The organism is Oligoflexia bacterium (assembly GCA_034439615.1).
Classification (GTDB): Bacteria; Bdellovibrionota; Bdellovibrionia; order JABDDW01; family JABDDW01; genus JAWXAT01.
The window spans coordinates 14,597-31,711 of sequence record JAWXAT010000023.1 but is presented as its reverse complement, the minus strand read 5'-3'; the positions used below and the strand labels follow the sequence as shown (position 1 = coordinate 31,711).

Sequence of the window (17,115 nt, the reverse complement as noted above, 5' to 3'; positions counted from 1 at the left end):
CCCAAAGAACTTGATCAGAAATGGTTTTGATATTCGTCACATGAGCCTCCATAAAAAGTAATCACGAAAACAAAATCACCTTAGCATGGCTTTTTTAGAACAAAGAAATTTGTGAACGCAGGGAGAAATTAAAATAATTATTAAAACGACATAGCCGGGCTGCACGAATCAAGAATGGATCGGTTTAAGTTTTTTGAAATTTCACATGAAAAAAGCTCGTACCAACAAGATTATGTCGTAGAAAAAGACGTCAATATTATAATATTATAATAAAAAAATATTTACCTATGTTTCAGGTTGCGCCATTAGAAAATGTGGTGTTGCAGCGATAATGTCACCATATTAAAATTAAAAAATATTATCTCTCATCATATTCGTACTTACATATCGTACTTACATTTTTGCACTTATATATTCATGCGCCTATATTCGCACCAACATATTCGCGCTTACATATTCACGATCACCATTTCCAAGAAACCTCGGTAAATCCGCACTCATCATTTTCCAAGCAAACTCGGTAAACTGCGCAAACCGTTTTCCAAGCAACCTCTGTTTTTAGTTATCCAAGAAAATTAGTTTTCATAGCAAAAGCCAGCAGCGCTAAGGGGCTCGAATCCTCGACCTGTACCTTGGCAAGGTACAAGATCTAGCTAACAAGTAGAGAATGGGTAAGGGCTTGCAAAAATGGGTAATATAGAGGAATGTCGTCATTTAATAAAGAGTACATTGAGAAGTTACGTTTGCACCCTTCTCTTGGTTGGTTCTTAGCTCAACTCGCTGAAGCTCGGGGTCTTCAAGAAGTTTGGAGAAGAACGAAGTCAGAAGTTATTTCAAAACTTCGTGAGTCAGCGCTCATTCAAAGTTCTGAATCATCCAATCGCATTGAAGGTGTTGAGGTGGAATCAAAGCGTCTGATTCCACTTGTTTTGGGAACGACACAACCGAAAGATCGTCCTGAAGAGGAGATTGTAGGGTACAGAAGAGCTCTTCTGTGGATTCATAAAAACCATCAGAAAATCGAAATCACACCAGAAACAATTAAAAAAATTCATAAACTAGCACAAGGGGGGCTAACTGGGGACGCTGGTCAATGGAAAGTGCGAGATAATGAAATCGTAGAATTTTCGCAAAATGGTGATCGTAGCATACGATTTAAATGTACTCCCGCCAAAGAGACCCCAGGTGCCATCAAAAAACTTTGCTTGAATTACAAAGGTCTCCAAGAAAAACGAACTTTACCTGAACTCTTAACGGTGGGTATCTTTGTCTTAGACTTTCTTTGCATTTATCCTTTTCGCGATGGAAACGGCCGTGTATCAAGGCTTTTGACTTTGCTTTGTCTTTATCAATGCGAATACGATGTTGGGCGCTATGTTAGTCTTGAACGTATTATTGAAATCACAAAAGATGATTACTACCAAGCTTTGGGCTCATCGTCGAAACATTGGCATTCATCAACCCACGATCTTTTACCTTGGTGGAGTTATTTTTTAGGTCATCTCAAGTCGGGTTATCAAGAGCTCAAGGACAGAGTTGAGTCACAGCAAGGCGATTCAAAGACGGCTATGATTCGTGGCATGGTGAGTGAGATGGTTGAATCCTTTTCGGTTTCTGATATTGTAAAACTTCAACCCGGACTTGATCGAGAGATCGTTAAAAAAACTTTGGCTCAATTGAAAAAAGAAAAAATCATAACTCTACTAGGTAGTGGTCGTGGCGCTCGGTGGAAAAGACGTTAGGCAACGGTGCATATGTCTTGTCGCTAAGGGATTACTCCTAGCATCTAAATACAGCGCATCAGTTGTTAAAAAATGTTTTTAAATGAAATACGTTTAGCCTTGTTGGGATAGGTGTCGTAAAGCAAATTTGCTATGGCACTTGGATTATATGAAGCGACGTGCACATAGCCAAAAATATGAGAAAGTGGTGAGCTCATACCCGTTGGATACATGAGATTTAAAAGGGCATTTCCTAATTCTGCATCGTTGTGATATTGGCCAGTTTGCTTAATAAGTAAACCTGTACTTCCCATAAAAGTTGTTTCTGTCACTTCTAGATTACTAAAACCCGTTGCAGATCCTTGGTCGATATTTTTCACACTGAGTGACTTACTGTTTTGATTTGCATCACTAAATTCTAAACTGATCTTGGTATTTCCGACGACTTGACCAGCAATATTAAATTGTACATGATCAATTTCTTTACGCGCTTCATTCTCATTAATGACTATGAACGGACCACCAGCTAATCTATACCGACCATTAATTGAAATCTGATTGAAGAGAGGGCGTAAGTCTGAGAGTGAAAAACCAGGGATAAAACTGTTACTTTCAACATAAAAACCTCCAAAACCAAGATCAGGCCTTGGATCAACTTGTTCAGAGATACTTATAATAGTCGCTGTATTTCTCATTTCAGAATTAATGCAGTTGCGAAATTCTTAATACCTCGTATATCCATAACGGGCATCACTTTATTAGTGAGTTCCTGTATAACATCAGCAACAAGTGGGACAGGCATTTCAATACCCCAAAGAAGTTTCATTTTCATTGTGAGAGGCTGCACCCAATCTTCACTCATGACGCCGACGTCGCCTTCAGTATAGAATTTTTGTTTGATGCGCCCTGAAAGTGTGAAGCGGTTCATACCCGAACCTAAGAACATAACCTTACTTAATTTAGCCATAAGTGAGGGGAGCCCTAATTTTGTTGGGTCCTCCACTTCAACTTGAATATCAGTGAGTACAACTTTCGCATTACCCTCGATGCCTTGGTCGCGAATAGTCATCGTAGCAGATAATCCCGTGGGAGTGGCGGAGAAGGAGAGATTCGAACCCCTCCTTCAATTTGACTTGGCCTGAGATTTTCCCTCCCGGCCGGCGGGCGCGAATAAAATCCAACGTAAAATCCAACAATTACACCTACGTTATTACCGGTAAAGTCGACCTTTTGTTTGCCGAATTTTCGGCAGCTGAAATAGGTGTCGCATTTGACGTTACGACGTGCGGTCTGTCCTCAAAACTTAACCAGCATGCTGGTTAAAAGCGCCATTGCCCAAATCGGTCAACTGGCTCCCAGAAATTAAGGAGCCTGTTTTTTATAAATTTTCGAACGAGCGGCGATCTTCATTTCGATGATTCTCGAAATCGCGCAGTCTCCTCCGGAAAAACCGAAATCGGTTTCCAATCCACGCGCAGAACCTGCCGCGACGCTCGCTCTATCCTGTTGATGCCAGCGCGTGATGCGATGTCGCCATGCCTCACGGCCGCATGCCCCAATTCAAGTAATGCTGCTGCGACAATAAGTTTGATCGTGATCTCGTACATAAAAACTCCTTAAGTTATGCGCTCAGTGGGCGCTGGTGATTTGCGAGTGCGGCTTGAAAAATATGTTCAGCCGCTTCGGGTGAAATGGTTTGCAGCATGATTTCAAATTTGAAACGGCTCGGGACGGCTTTGGACCTGAGCGGATCGGTGCTCAAGTTCTTAAAACTTGAGGGGCTGTAGCCGTACGCAATCATCAGTTGATTGCGACGCTCCAGCGAAACCGGCACCAAACCAGTTTCAATTTTGGAGAGATAGCCTTTAGACACCCCAAGCCGCTTCGCTGCGGCCGTCAGGCTCACACCCTTCTTGATACGGATGAACTTCAGGACAGCGCCGTCGAATGCCTTTGAGGCGCGCTCCTGATTCTTCAGGCCCGCCATCCATGTTTTGAACTGGTGGCGGTCTTTGCTGAATCCGAGGACATCGACAAGGCGGTCAAACTCGCGGCTGTTCAGACGGGAAGTGCCGACTCCGTTTTCGACTTCGCTCAGCCAGCCGGAGCTACGCCCGAGCTTGTTCGCTACAATCTGAAGACTCATTTTCGCGCGCTTGCGAAGTTCGCGCAAAAGCGCGCCGTGATTTTCTAGTGCATCCATAGACGCCTCTCTTTCCACAGACTTGCGATAGCAAATCTGAAAGTTAGGAAACGTTTCCCGAAGTTCAGAAAATCTGAAGATCAGGAAACGTTTCATGTGAGAAGCGGCGGTGGCAGGGTAATGGCAGGGAAACAGAGTTCCCCAAGGGGTCCTTAGAGGGCTTACGCCAAGAAATCCGAATTGGACCTCAAGTGTTTCTAAATACTTAACTGTGTTGAGCTATTAGTAAGTGAAGTTCCAATTCTAAATTTATCAAAACTTAATTTGGAGCGGGTTAAGGGGCTCGAACCCTCGACCTGTACCTTGGCAAGGTACCGCTCTAGCCAACTGAGCTAAACCCGCGTCGCAAAAGAAGTATTTAACTACTATAGCCCGGCGTGGAGTGTCAACAATAAGCTCCGCAGAATTTGTAATTATCCTTCAATTGACTCCCACACCTCCTTATATAAAGTCACACATTGAAAAGGGGGCTAACCATATGAAAAACAATTCAAAGTTTAATGTTCTCCTGGCATCGGCACTTTTATCAGTGACTCTATGGTCAGGCAATTTGTCAAAAGCTGTAGCTCAAGAAGATCGTATTCCACATCTTGATTTAGAAATGACCGGGCGTGAATACAGTGAGCTTTTAAAAGCTTCTGGTCCGTTTAATAAGATCCGCTTTAATGAATTCGCCGCCATTATTGAGATGGGTAAGCGAAATCTAGGTTGGATTGATCACATGAATAAATACAGAGATGAAGCAAATAAGCTTTCGTTAAGCTCAGCCGCTACTCAAATGGCCTACCCCGTTGAAACGCCAAGAACATATAACCCCACTATTATTCATGCTCAGTTTGAAGAGCTTAAAACCTTATTGCCTGCTGAAATTAAAAGGGTACTTTTAGAAAACGTTGCATTCACGCAAAATCCTCCACTTGAAGAAGCGGCATTTTTAGAATGGGGAAGAAAAGTTGACCGTGTCTACGGAATCGCAGTTCGTTGGACCACTTTAAAACCCTATCTTTTTCAATTAACACTACGTAAGAAACAAGACATCCGTGGCTATTATTTATTAACTCGCGAAACAGATATTCAACAAAAGCTCACTCACTTTCACCATCAAGATGCGGTTACACAGACTCGCCTGAAGCCACTGCTTTTGAATTTATGTGAAAATAGCAGCGGCGATAATTGTGTTTCAGAACTCAATATAGCTATTAATCAACAAAGGGTTGTGGGTTTTTACACACGCTACTTACCCATTGCAAAACGCATTTATGATAATTACTTCATCATTCCTGTAAGGCGTCATGATGTTGTCTGGAATAGCTGTGCACCTGATGTAATGCGTGTGCCTTTTACGAATCCTAATAGCGAAGTTGTTAAGAAGTTTTTGATAGATAATCTTGAAGATGAGTGGAAGTTAGGTAGCTGGAATATGCGACTTGATTTTACCTTAGAAAATGCTTATTCACCGTTCATTCGTTTTGAACAAAACGTGACACCAAATGTGAATGGCCTAGCAGGCAATCAAATCACAATGAACGCCGCTGAACCTTTAACTGAATACAACGTTAAATGGACAATTCGTCATGAGTTTGGTCATGTGCTCGGGCTTCCTGATTGTTATGTAGAATTCTACGACAGATCAGTGGAAACCATGATCAGTTACCAAATTGATACAACCAACCTCATGTGTAGTCGTCGCGGGCATCTCAAAGATGTTCATGTCAGTGAACTTATGCGTGTTTATTATAAAAAATAAGAAATTATTGTTATAGCCGGGGCCTAGGGCTTCGGCTTTTTTTATGGCATTTCAGAGTAACGAGAAAAGAAATCTCTCAAATATTGAAAACCCGAGATAAGACTCAACACTAAGCTAATCCATAATAAAATTTGGCCTACCAATAAAAGATCAACGCCGAGCAAAGGGTTTTTTAACATCAAACAAGGAATCGCACACATTTGTGCGCCAGTTTTCCATTTTCCTGTCCACCCAGCGCCTATGACAAATTTTTCTGACGCAGCGACGGCTCTTAATCCATTGATTAATAAATCCCGTGATAAAATCAGTAAAACTAGAATTGCTGAAACACGGCCTAAGGGAATAAGCATAACTAATGCAGCTGTGACTAAGAGTTTATCGGCAACAGGGTCTAAGAATTTTCCTAAAAGTGACTCCACATTATAAATACGGGCAAAATAACCATCAAAAAAATCACTTACTGAAGCTAAGATAAAGAAAACAGCGGCCCAAAAACCGGCTTCGGGTGTGTCATACAACAGAGCAATGACAACAGGTGGGATAAATGCTATTCGAAGACCTGTTATGAAGTTGGGAAGCTGTCGCTTCCAAAAGGGGAGTCTTTGTGATTTCATTGTTTCGATATATGCGTGAATTCAAATATTTGCTAGCAATTTCCATTATCATCTGTGTGTTTGGTTGCAGTGCAAAACAAAGTGTAGATGACCGCTTTGTCACCTTAAAAGTTTATCACACCAATGATATTCATTCACGCCTGCTCCCTGACGGAAAACATCGCGGAGGCCTTGCTTATCTGGCAAGTGTCTTACGCATTATTCGTGAACAAGATTCTCAAGCCCTTATTTTAGACGCAGGGGATTTTTATAAACGTGGCTCTATGCCTGCACAAAAAAGTCAAGATGAGGCAACAGCTGATATTTTATCACAAATGTCTTTTTACGATGCACGTGCTTTAGGTAACAACGAAATCAAAGTCGGTATTGAGCGTTTTCTTGATTGGTCAAAAAATAAAGAACCAGCCCCCATAATAGCTGCAAATTTCGTTGATAAAAACGGTGCTCACGTTTTTGAACCCTACCTTGTGATTAAAAAATCTGGCCTCACTATAGGTCTTATTGGTCTTACTGAAATATGGTCAATCGATAATGAATTTCAGCCATCAACAAAAGATGATGCAAAAGCTCCCTATAAAATCTTAGACCCACTTGAGACAGTTGGTCCGTTAATAGTAAAGTTAAGGCCACAGGTAGATGTACTCATCGTCGTTGCTCATCAGGCTTTTAAGAAAAACGAAGCGTTGGCTAAAAAATATCCTCAAGTAGATCTTGTGGTGAGTGGCCATGCTCACCAGCTCTCTCTTGATCAGAAAAAACTTGGTGAGAATATGGTCGTTGAAGCGGGTGAGTTCGGGCATCAGCTCGGTGTTGTCACCGTTGTTTATGATAAAAATATTAAAAAAGTAAATTCATTAGAGAGCACTTTTTGGCCCATAGGGGAAGAAATGCAGGTTGCTGATTTAAAAATCGAAGCTGCTATAAAATCTGCTTATAAAAAATGGGCGCCTGAGGCATTTGAAGTTCTCACTCAAGCGCAAACAGAACTTGGTGTTATTAATAATTTAAATCGTCACGAAGGAGCATTATCAAATTTTGTGGTAGATCTTATTACGTCAAAAAATAATGCCCAAGTGGGTTTTATCAATAGTGCATTTGTTCGTGAAGGTATTCAAAAAGGTAAAGTTTTAAGAGATCACCTATGGATGTCTATTCCTTTTGAAGACCAAGTTATGACAGCAACCTTGCCACGATTGCATTTACAAGAAATGCTTCAAGAATCAATCACCAGTTATTATAAAAATACAAGTTTTGTGCCTTTTGCTTTTTCAAATATAAAAGCGAGTTTAAAACTTGATCCACTCAATCGAAATCTTTTATCAAGTAAAGTGACGATTGTTTCTAAAAAAGATTCCATTAAAGTGGCGTTACCAAGCTATATAGTTAATCACTGTAGAGAATTTTTTAAAGAAAAGTATTGTCCTATTCAAGCTGTTGAAACAGGCGTTGAGATTAGAAAGCTTGTTGAAGAAACATTTCTAGCTACAAAAAACCTTGAGGCTCCACAACTTAATAGGGTGAGTGTCACTGATCGATGAGAATCATTCTGGTTATAGGAATATCATTAATAATAAATAATACACTAAACGCAGCAGAGCCAACTCCTACACCAGCGCCTTTTTGGAAATCAAAACCTAAAGTTTATAAATCTATTAAAGAAGATCGTTATATCGCAATCTCGGTGAAAACCGATGAAGTGAAAGATCAAGAACGACTTATAATGGCCTGTGGCGGAAGAATACATGCACCTTTGAGTTTTACCCATCAACACATCAATGATTTTAATAGCTATTCAAAATTATTGCCCTATGTTGATGAGACTTCTTTTGATCCAAAAACAAAAAATCTTTTTGTTCATACCTCTCTATTGGGTTACCACGTGCGCATGACACTTCACATGGAAACTCAAAGCACAGCTAATGGTTATAGAATAAATTGGGAGTCAATCTCAGGGAGTTTTAAAGGAATGAAAGGGGTCATCATCGAAGATCGAGATGGCTCTGAGCATACTGAAATTTCAATGGATGCAACTCATATGGCTCATGATTTAGGTATTCCTGCGATACTTTCTGGCCCCATTATAGAAATCGCCGGGCGTAAGATTGCGGCTCGCATGCGTGCTCATATTGAAAGTGAATGGGAAAAATCCAAAAAAGAACTCAAAATAGTATTGCCTCGATGACAAATTTCTAAGAGTCTCTAGGGCACGTTAAGAAATTAAGTAAAGTGGAGTAATGCGTGGCCGAAATTCGAGTAGCTTTTGCAGACACTGATTTAATGGGGATTGTTCATCATTCAAATTATCTGCGTTATTTTGAAGTCTCTCGAGTTGCATGGCTTAAAGAAAATGGTATCAACTATGCCCATTGGGCTAAAAAAGGGCTCCATTTGCCGTTAGTTGAAATTGGTTGTCGTTATCGAAAACCAGCAAGATTTGAAGATGTCTTGATCATCTCAGTAAAGCCAAGCCGCATGGGGGCTCGTGCTGTATTTAATTATGAAGTAAGAAATAAAGAAACAGGTGATTTATTAGTCACAGGTTTTACACATCATGTGACGATTGACGAAACATTTAAGATTATAAAAATGCCTGAAGATCTTCAAAAAATCTTAGGCTAATTCAATAAGAGGAATCTATGGATCGAAACTTAGCACTAGAATTTGTTCGGATTACAGAGGCCGCTGCCCTTGCAGCTGCACGTTTCATGGGCCGGGGTGATGAGAAAATATCTGATCAAGCTGCGGTCGATGCTATGAGACGCGCTTTTGATTCTTTAAAAATTGATGGCACTGTGGTTATCGGCGAGGGCGAACGCGATGAAGCCCCCATGCTTTATATTGGTGAGCGAGTAGGTAAGGGCGGGCCTGAAGTTCCTAAAGTAGACATAGCACTTGATCCATTAGAAGGAACAACAATTTGCGCTCGCGGTGGAGAAAATGCCATCAGTGTTATTGCTGTTGCTGAAAGCGGAAATTTTTTGCATGCACCAGACACCTACATGGATAAAATTGCTGTTGGCCCAAAAGCCGTAGGTAAAGTCGATATTCATGCACCTCCCGCTGAAAATATCAAATCCGTAGCTCGTGCTCTTGGTAAAGACATTGAAGATGTGACAGTCATTATTCTTGATCGCACTCGACATGAAGAACTTATTTTAGCAGTTCGAAAAACAGGAGCTCGCATAAAGCTTATCACTGATGGTGATGTTTCTGCGGCGATTGCAACTTGCCGTGAAAACACAGGTGTAGATTTACTCTTAGGTGTTGGTGGAGCACCTGAAGGTGTTATATCGGCTGCCGCTTTAAGATGTGTAGGTGGTGATTTTCAAGGAATATTAAAATTTAGAAATGACGAAGAAAAAAAACGCGCTCAAAAAATGGGCGTTACTAAACTTGATAAAACATATTCCATTACTGAACTTGCAAAAGGCAATGTCATGTTTTGTGCCACAGGTGTTACTGATGGTACAATGCTCAAAGGTGTTCGATTCGGTGCCGGTGATACAGCTCACACGCATAGTTTGGTGATGCGCTCAAAAACAGGTACGGTGCGCGAGATCGTCGCAGAGCATCAATTAAATAACAAACCTTTATAGTAAATGGCGATTTGTCATCGTTGCCAAAAAGAAATGGGTTTAGGCAAAACCATCTCACGTGGTGATGTATGCACTGAATGTCGATTTGATGCACGGGTTTGCAAAAACTGTGAGTTCTATGATGCTCTTGCTTACAACGAGTGTCATGAACCTGCAGCAGAAAGAGTTATTGATAAAGAAAAAGCAAATTTCTGTGATTTTTTTAAGCCGGGTCAAAGAGCCTCAGGCATTGCCACAAAGAAACTTGACCCCAAAGCCGCAGCTGACGCATTATTTAAGAAAAAATAGGGAGTTATAAAATGGCCCAAGCATCTGTGAGTGAAGTTTTTAATGCATCCGTGAAAGCCTGTTTTCAAGCAGTATCTGATTACAGTAATTATCCAAGTTTTTTAAGCGACGTTAAACGCATTTCAGTAATCGATAGTTCTCCTGATAAAAAACTTATCGAATATGAACTGCAGATAATTAAATCATTTCGTTACCAACTCTGGACTTTTGAAAAACCATTTTCTGAAATCAGCTGGAAGTTTCACTCAGGTGATTTATTTAAAGAAAATCAAGGTAAGTGGACTTTTAAAGATCTTGGCGAAGGTCGAACACAAGTTGATTACAATATTACAGCCAAATTTACCTTGTTTGTTCCAGGGATGATTGAGAAAAAACTTATCGAAGTAAATCTTCCAACTATGATGAAAGCTTTTAAGCAAAAAGCTGAAGCTCAAAAGGATTAACATTATGACTGATAAAAAAAATAAAAATAATGATGAAGATGAAATTGATGATGTAGAAGAAAAACACGGCGGCCCTGTACTTGATACGGTTAAAAAACTCTTCTCTGTTGGTTTGGGTGCAGCTTTCATGACAGAAGAGAGCATTCGTAATTATTTAAGCGACATCAAACTTCCAAAAGAAGTTCTTACCTTTGTTTTGCAAAGTGCCGGTAAAGGAAAAGACGAACTCGTACAAAGAGTGAGTAAAGAAATTGGCGCACTTTTAAGTCATGTAGACATCGTAAAAGAAGCCAGCAAGTTTGTAGAAAATCATAAATTCAAGATCTCAGCCGAGATCGAAGTAATGAAAAAAGACAAAGACTAGCCCAGTCGGTCAGTCGGTACCCGGTACCTTTTTCGTTAGCAGCGCGTCAGCTTTCGGTACTTGAGAAATTGCCTCAGCTTCGTGTGGGAATCTGAATCCTTAACCCACTTTTATACCTCCTGGCCAGATTCATACATAATTTATGAATTCATTTGTCATGCGACAAAATAAAAGCAAAGTGAAGTAAGGGAACTGCACTTACGGAGGATTTATGAAACTTTTCACAATGGTTTTATTCCTAGGACTTTTTTTGGGAACCACTTCTTTTGCTCAAGAAGATTCACGGGCTAGTTGTTTTAAGAAAACTAAAACTTGGCTCTCGCTACGCACATATGACAGTCAAGATAAGGCTGTTGAAAGAGCCGTTACAGTTTGCTCTCGTGGAGGCTCATTTGAATGCATGCACGAGTCTTATTATTGGATATTGCAAGCAACCTATTCTGGCCCTTCTAAAGCGCTCGATTACGCCACAGAAATTTGTAGTCAAGGTGGCAACATTGATTGTGTAAAAGAATCTCACAAGTGGCTTTTAGAAAATACCTATGAGAGTCCAGATAAAGCACTCGCCCGTGCTGTTGAGCTTTGTACTTGGTAAATTTTTATTCAATATGAAATAAAATGCTGTACATGGCTTTGAGTAAATCAGGGTCAAAGCGGCTAGATAATTTATCACGCATTAAAGTGAGGGCTTCATGAGGAGACATGGGGACATTGTATGATCGTTTGGTAGTAAGGGCGTCGTAAGTGTCGGTAAGGGCCACGATGCGAGCCATAGGGTGAATGTCTCCACCCTTAAGCCCTTGCGGATAGCCGTTACCTATATGGTTTTCATGATGCTCAAATACACACGCTTTAATGGCGTCAGAAACATCTGGATAATCTATAAGAAGTTGCAGGCCGTAAAGAGGATGGCGTTTCATTTGCGCCCACTCTGATTCATCAAGGCCGCCGCTTTTACAAATTATTTCAACAGGAACTTTTCTTTTACCAATATCGTGAAAAAGTGCTCCGCGACCGATATCTAAAAGATCTTCTTTTTTTGTGTAACCAGCTTTTTGCGCTAAGCCTAACGAGTAAACACAAACATCAAGACTATGATTGTAAGTGTAAAAATCATGACTACTGAGCCCTATAAGATTTGCGACAGCCGATGGTTCTGCATCAATAAAATCGATAAAGTTTGAAATAACGGATTTTGATTCTTCAAGGGCTTGATCTACTTTTGGATTTTCAAAAAGTTCTTCAACTAAAGAAAATGAACTTTCTTTAAGGATCAATGCTTTTTCAGCAGGGGAATGTTCTGTGTCGTCAACGCGATCCTTAATATAAGACTTATAACCATCGCGATCTTCTTCTTTTATAAAAAAGACGTCAGCTTTTCGAGATACGAAGTGCCCTAGTTTTTCACCCTCAAAAGCGCTTCCTGTTCTGAGATACAGAACATAGCGGCCGTTAAGCAAAATAAAGAGGTCAAATGTGATTTTTCGGTTGGGATGCATACTCGCCAACCTAATCTTGAAGTATTTTTGCTCCATTTCTTAATTATGACGAGGCACTGCATTGACTGTCAACGGCAAGAGCCTGTAAAGATAAGTTATGTCTCTAGAGCTCGACACACCGGTTCAATTTATCAAAGGCGTAGGCCCCAAGGTCTCAAGTCTTCTTGCGCGTAAAGATATTCATAATGTCGGCGATGTTTTGCAGTGGTTTCCTAGAACCTACGAAGATCGCCGCTCAGCTAAGTCTATTAATCAATTGATGCCTGGAACGCTTTGTTCTTTTGTAGCCCAAGTTCAGCATTACCGCATGATTCCCATGGGGCGAACAAGGCGTATGATTCATGAAGTTTTACTGCGTGATGACACTGGACAAATTACCGGTAAGTGGTTTCGAGTTCCGTTTAAAAGTTATTTTGAAAGTTTTAAACCCAAGACATTGGTCAGAGTAACGGGTGAAGTAAAAGAATACCGCGGTTCAAAAGAAATTCATCATCCAGATATTCGTGTGCTTGATGAAGCCGGAGATGAGGTCGGCGAAGACAAAGATGCTGGGTTATTACCTATATATTCTGAAACAGAAGGGCTTAATCAAAAACTCATCCGTAAAATTGTTCAAACGGCCTTGTCTAATGTGGGTTCTCTTGTTGAAGAAACTATGCCTGAATGGATTTTAAGAAAATACGGCCTTCCACCACTCAAAGAAGCTTTATTAAAAGTACATAAGCCTGGTGAAGAAGATGTAAAAGCATGGCAAGAATTTCAAACACCTCATCAACGTCGACTTATTTTTGAAGAATTTTTTTGGCTTGAGCTACATCTCGCGCGCACGCGTCACGGTATGATCAAAGAAAAAGCTCCTGCGTTACGAGCGCTCACCACTTTAAGCCAAGGAATTCGTAAACAATTAGAATTCACACTTACTGAAGGCCAAGAAAAAACTCTAGCTGATATCACAGGTGACGTGATTCACCCTCACCCCATGCATAGACTTGTGCAAGGTGATGTGGGTTGTGGAAAAACAGTAGTTGCATTTTTAGCAGCCGCGATGGTCATTGAAAATGGATTTCAAGTAGCAATTATGGCGCCCACAGAAATTTTAGCTGAACAGCATTTTACAAAAGCCCAAAGCCTCTTTGCAAATCTTGGCATCAACGTCGCTTTTTTAAGCGGTGGTCAAAAAGAAAAAGATGCAAAAGTAGTTCGCGAGGGAATAGAAAATGGAAAATTTCAATTAGTAGTTGGTACTCATGCCTTGATACAAGAGGGAGTTAATTTTAATAATCTAGGATTTGTAATTATAGATGAACAGCATCGATTTGGTGTCAAGCAACGTGCTCAACTTAAACAAAAAGGTATCAGCCCCCATTTTTTAATTATGACAGCAACACCTATACCACGCACTCTCGCCATGACAGTCTATGGTGATCTTGATGTTTCAATTATTAAAGAGATGCCAAAGGGCCGATTACCAATCACAACCAAAGTGACATATGAGAGTAAACGCAATTTAGTTTATGATTTTGTGCGAGGTCAGCTCGAACGCGGACGTCAAGCTTACGTTATTTATCCGCTCGTTGAAGAAACAGAAAAATTGGATCTTAAAAATGCAACTGATATGGCTAAAACTCTAAGTGAAGAATTTAAACCCCATAGTGTGGGACTTCTTCACGGTCGTTTAAAATCCATCGAAAAAGAAAATCTCATGCATCAATTCAAAGCTGGAGAATTGAGAGTTTTAGTTTCTACCACTGTTGTTGAAGTAGGGGTCGATGTGCCCAATGCGTCTGTCATGGTGATTGAGCACGCAGAACGATTTGGTTTATCACAACTTCATCAACTCAGAGGGCGCGTGGGGCGTGGAATTCATAAGAGCTATTGTATATTACTTGCAGGTCGTGCTCAAAGTGATGAGGCAAAGCGGCGCTTAGAAGTTATGGCTCAAACCCAAGACGGTTTTAAAATTGCGGAAGAAGATTTAATAATCAGAGGCCCTGGAGAATTTTTAGGAACCCGTCAATCAGGCTTACCAGGTTTTCGATTGGCAAATCTTGTAAGAGACGTAGAAACACTGACCGAAGCGCGAAAAGCTGCGTTTGAAATATTAGAAAAAGATCCAGATTTAAAATCTCCTGATAATAAATTGATTCATGAAGCTGTGTTTTCGAGAAAAAAATCAGTACTACTTTTTGCTACTATTGGTTAAATAATTACGCATAAAGTCAGTGAAAATTCCTTTGCAAATCAACTCTATGGTGCGTTTAGTCAGCTTTTGGATCGGTGTTAACGATCTGTAATTTCCATAAATATCAAGGCTTTGTGTTGACACTCGACGAACGGCTTGGTCTCCTTTTAATCAAGAAGTAAGGGATTATTTTCAGAGCGCTTATAAAGGCTCCATGGGGGAACCAAAGCATGTCTCGATCACTCGTAGTATTCGCAATTTCTTTTCAATTTATCTTTGCTGTTTGTTTTGCCGGCGATAAAATCAGACTCAAAAACGAAACCTTCAGCATCACAGAAAAAACAAATGCCAACGGGTTTAATCGAGCAGGCCCGAGATTTCTACCTACTCAAGGTAAAGAATTCTACATCGTTCAGTTCTCAGGCCCTGTATTAAAAACATGGAAAGACAATTTAGAAAAAGCAGGTGTTAAATTTGCTACTTATATTCCGGATGATGCTTTTTTAGCAAAGATTCAAAACAGTGAATCTTGGGCCGCTCTGAATGTAGCAACAAATATTAAAGGCATTATGCCTTACGAAACTAAATATCGAATCAGTCAAGAATTTGGATCAGATCTTAATTCTAAAAAACCTCAACAAGTTCTCGTGCGCCTAATTTCAGATACTGAATTTGAGAATTTCATTAAACAATCAAGAAATCTCAACATTTCTAATATCTCACGTGCATCAGACAGACTTGTGGGTCTCACCATCGCTGATAGCATTCACAAGCTTGCAGAGATTGAGGGTGTAGAGTGGATTGAACCTTATAAGAAAATGCAAATTTTTGATTTTGATGTTTCAAGTAATCTTCATAATCAAGAAACACCAAATGGTGACTACACTGATCTCACAGGTTATGAGTCAGGTACAAAACTTATGAACTTTTCAGCCGCTCACGCTCGAGGTTTTAATGGCCAATCTGAAATCGTAGCTGTTGCCGATACTGGCCTTGATCGCGGTTCAACCACTGAAATTTTAGAAGATCTTAAAGGCCAAGTAATTAAAGGTTATGCCCTTGGGTTTTTTGGTCTGAATTTTCGTAATCTAGTAAAATGGAGTGACCCCCAAGGTCACGGCACACACGTTGCTGGCTCAGTATTAGGTTCAGGGGTTAGTTCAAACGGAATGCTTAAAGGCGGAGCATTTGGTGCAAAGCTTGCGTTTGAAGGAATGTGGAACACGCTGCTTAATAATCTCTTAGTACTTCCAAATTTTGAAAAACTTTTTGGGCACGTACATACTACCGATGACGTACATGTTCATTCAAATAGTTGGGGAACCGTTGCTAATCTAGGTGCCTATGACAACTTCGCAGCCATGATCGACGATATCGCCTGGAAGTATCCAGAATTTTTAGTTGTCTTTGCTGCGGGTAATTCAGGTCAAGATCTTAATCGCGATGGTAAAATCGACGGCGGTTCAGTGAGTAGTCCTGGTACAGCGAAAAACGTACTCACGGTTGGAGCAAGTAAGAATTTAGTTCCAGTGGGCGGAATGCAAAAAATGATGAAAGAACTCAGAGGCGGTACTCAAAAATGGGGAGTTGACCCAATCGCCACAAGTAAACTTTCTGAAACTGAAATCGGTATGGCTGCATTTAGTAGCACAGGGCCTACGCTTGATGGTCGTATTAAACCTGACATTGTAGCTCCAGGTACAAATATCATTTCAACTCAGTCTCAACATCCAAAAGCAACTAAACTTTGGGGGCCCTACAATGCAATTTATAGCTATGCGGGTGGAACCTCTATGTCTACTCCACTAACTTCTGGTGCAGCTGCAGTAACACGTCAATACATACGCGCACAGGGGCTGCATAAGCCATCTGCGGCACTTGTGAAGGCAGTTCTTATTCACACAGCATTTGATTTGTTCCCGGGCCAATATGGTACAGGACGTTTTCAAGAATTTACAGTACGTCGACCAAATATGAACGAAGGTTTTGGTCGTGTTGATATGGATAAAGCTACTACCATCAAAAAAGAAAATCTCATCGATGATAAAAACGGTGTTCCAACCGGTGGTTCGCAAAATTACGAACTTGAAGTTAAAGTTGGTCAGAAAGTACGCGTGACTATGGTTTACACAGACGCCCCAGCATCTGCAGGAGCTGCTGAAGCTTTAGTAAATAATCTAGATTTAAAAGTTATGGATTATGAAGGGAATTCTTTTTTTCCAAATCATCTTTCAACAACTGATACAAAAAATAATACTGAGATGGTGGAATTCACAGCCCCTCATGATGGAACCTATAATATCAGTGTGCGTGGCACTAGTGTTCCACAGGGTCGCCCCGGAACCGGAACTCAGCCCTATGCTCTGGTGGTCACTTCTTTAAACGAGTAATATTTACAATATCTTAATGCGATGCGCCTTAACTCGAATATAGAGTTAAGGCGTTTCTTTTTGTCCGC

Annotated in this window: 17 protein-coding genes and 1 tRNA gene; 12 read left to right on the top strand and 6 right to left on the bottom strand. The window is 40.5% G+C overall.

Annotation, left to right across the window (positions count from 1 at the left end; genetic code table 11):
- Nucleotides 1-704 precede the first annotated feature (704 nt).
- A complete protein-coding gene (locus SGI74_05250; GenBank protein ID MDZ4676899.1) occupies nucleotides 705-1,742 on the top strand; it encodes a Fic family protein in 1,038 nt (345 codons plus the stop codon).
- A 65-nt stretch (nucleotides 1,743-1,807) separates the two neighbouring features.
- On the opposite strand, the gene SGI74_05245 is transcribed toward SGI74_05250, so the two are convergent.
- The 4 genes from SGI74_05245 to SGI74_05230 form a co-directional block, all read right to left on the bottom strand.
- Nucleotides 1,808-2,416 carry a hypothetical protein gene (locus tag SGI74_05245; protein ID MDZ4676898.1) on the bottom strand — a complete coding sequence of 203 codons (609 nt, stop codon included), beginning with the start codon at nucleotides 2,414-2,416 and terminating at the stop codon, nucleotides 1,808-1,810.
- On the bottom strand, nucleotides 2,413-2,790 hold the full coding sequence (locus tag SGI74_05240; protein ID MDZ4676897.1) for a hypothetical protein: 378 nt from the start codon (nucleotides 2,788-2,790) through the stop codon (nucleotides 2,413-2,415). The genes SGI74_05245 and SGI74_05240 overlap by 4 nt, the downstream gene beginning before the upstream one ends.
- 552 nt (nucleotides 2,791-3,342) lie before the next feature.
- Nucleotides 3,343-4,020, bottom strand: a complete 678-nt coding sequence (locus tag SGI74_05235; GenBank protein ID MDZ4676896.1) for a helix-turn-helix transcriptional regulator — start codon at nucleotides 4,018-4,020, stop codon at nucleotides 3,343-3,345.
- Between the two features lie 169 nt (nucleotides 4,021-4,189).
- A tRNA-Gly gene (locus tag SGI74_05230) sits at nucleotides 4,190-4,266 on the bottom strand.
- A 136-nt stretch (nucleotides 4,267-4,402) separates the two neighbouring features.
- Here SGI74_05230 and SGI74_05225 point away from each other — a divergent pair.
- On the top strand, nucleotides 4,403-5,671 hold the full coding sequence (locus tag SGI74_05225; GenBank protein ID MDZ4676895.1) for a hypothetical protein: 1,269 nt from the start codon (nucleotides 4,403-4,405) through the stop codon (nucleotides 5,669-5,671).
- A gap of 41 nt (nucleotides 5,672-5,712) precedes the next feature.
- Here the strand turns inward: SGI74_05225 and pgsA are convergent, their stop codons facing one another.
- Nucleotides 5,713-6,285, bottom strand: coding sequence for a CDP-diacylglycerol--glycerol-3-phosphate 3-phosphatidyltransferase (pgsA, locus tag SGI74_05220; protein ID MDZ4676894.1), 573 nt, complete (start codon nucleotides 6,283-6,285; stop codon nucleotides 5,713-5,715).
- On the opposite strand from pgsA, the gene SGI74_05215 reads away from it, so the two are divergent.
- The 8 genes from SGI74_05215 (at nucleotide 6,276) to SGI74_05180 (ending at nucleotide 11,571) form a co-directional block, all read left to right on the top strand.
- Nucleotides 6,276-7,823, top strand: coding sequence for a metallophosphoesterase (locus SGI74_05215; protein ID MDZ4676893.1), 1,548 nt, complete (start codon nucleotides 6,276-6,278; stop codon nucleotides 7,821-7,823). The two genes, pgsA and SGI74_05215, sit on opposite strands and share 10 nt — an antisense overlap.
- Nucleotides 7,820-8,467, top strand: coding sequence for a hypothetical protein (locus SGI74_05210; GenBank protein MDZ4676892.1), 648 nt, complete (start codon nucleotides 7,820-7,822; stop codon nucleotides 8,465-8,467). Before SGI74_05215 ends, SGI74_05210 begins: the two co-directional genes overlap by 4 nt.
- A gap of 56 nt (nucleotides 8,468-8,523) precedes the next feature.
- Nucleotides 8,524-8,904, top strand: coding sequence for a thioesterase family protein (locus SGI74_05205; protein ID MDZ4676891.1), 381 nt, complete (start codon nucleotides 8,524-8,526; stop codon nucleotides 8,902-8,904).
- A gap of 17 nt (nucleotides 8,905-8,921) precedes the next feature.
- Nucleotides 8,922-9,881 (top strand): class II fructose-bisphosphatase, encoded by a 960-nt coding sequence (glpX, locus tag SGI74_05200; protein MDZ4676890.1) that lies wholly within the window; start codon nucleotides 8,922-8,924, stop codon nucleotides 9,879-9,881.
- A 33-nt stretch (nucleotides 9,882-9,914) separates the two neighbouring features.
- Nucleotides 9,915-10,169, top strand: coding sequence for a hypothetical protein (locus SGI74_05195; protein MDZ4676889.1), 255 nt, complete (start codon nucleotides 9,915-9,917; stop codon nucleotides 10,167-10,169).
- Between the two features lie 11 nt (nucleotides 10,170-10,180).
- Complete coding sequence (locus tag SGI74_05190; GenBank protein ID MDZ4676888.1) at nucleotides 10,181-10,612, top strand: SRPBCC family protein; 432 nt, start codon at nucleotides 10,181-10,183, stop codon at nucleotides 10,610-10,612.
- Nucleotides 10,613-10,616: 4 nt separating this feature from the next.
- On the top strand, nucleotides 10,617-10,976 hold the full coding sequence (locus SGI74_05185) for a hypothetical protein (protein ID MDZ4676887.1): 360 nt from the start codon (nucleotides 10,617-10,619) through the stop codon (nucleotides 10,974-10,976).
- Between the two features lie 211 nt (nucleotides 10,977-11,187).
- The gene (locus SGI74_05180; GenBank protein ID MDZ4676886.1) at nucleotides 11,188-11,571 is read left to right on the top strand and encodes a hypothetical protein; all 384 of its coding nucleotides are present in this window, start codon (nucleotides 11,188-11,190) and stop codon (nucleotides 11,569-11,571) included.
- Between the two features lie 4 nt (nucleotides 11,572-11,575).
- Here SGI74_05180 and SGI74_05175 read toward each other — a convergent pair whose 3' ends face one another.
- Nucleotides 11,576-12,511, bottom strand: coding sequence for an HD domain-containing protein (locus SGI74_05175; protein ID MDZ4676885.1), 936 nt, complete (start codon nucleotides 12,509-12,511; stop codon nucleotides 11,576-11,578).
- 61 nt (nucleotides 12,512-12,572) lie between these two features.
- Between SGI74_05175 and recG the strand changes: the two genes are divergently transcribed.
- Together recG and SGI74_05165 are read left to right on the top strand one after the other, a co-directional pair.
- Complete coding sequence (gene recG, locus SGI74_05170; GenBank protein MDZ4676884.1) at nucleotides 12,573-14,678, top strand: ATP-dependent DNA helicase RecG; 2,106 nt, start codon at nucleotides 12,573-12,575, stop codon at nucleotides 14,676-14,678.
- A gap of 209 nt (nucleotides 14,679-14,887) precedes the next feature.
- A complete protein-coding gene (locus SGI74_05165) occupies nucleotides 14,888-17,047 on the top strand; it encodes a S8 family serine peptidase (protein MDZ4676883.1) in 2,160 nt (719 codons plus the stop codon).
- Nucleotides 17,048-17,115: the final 68 nt, after the last annotated feature.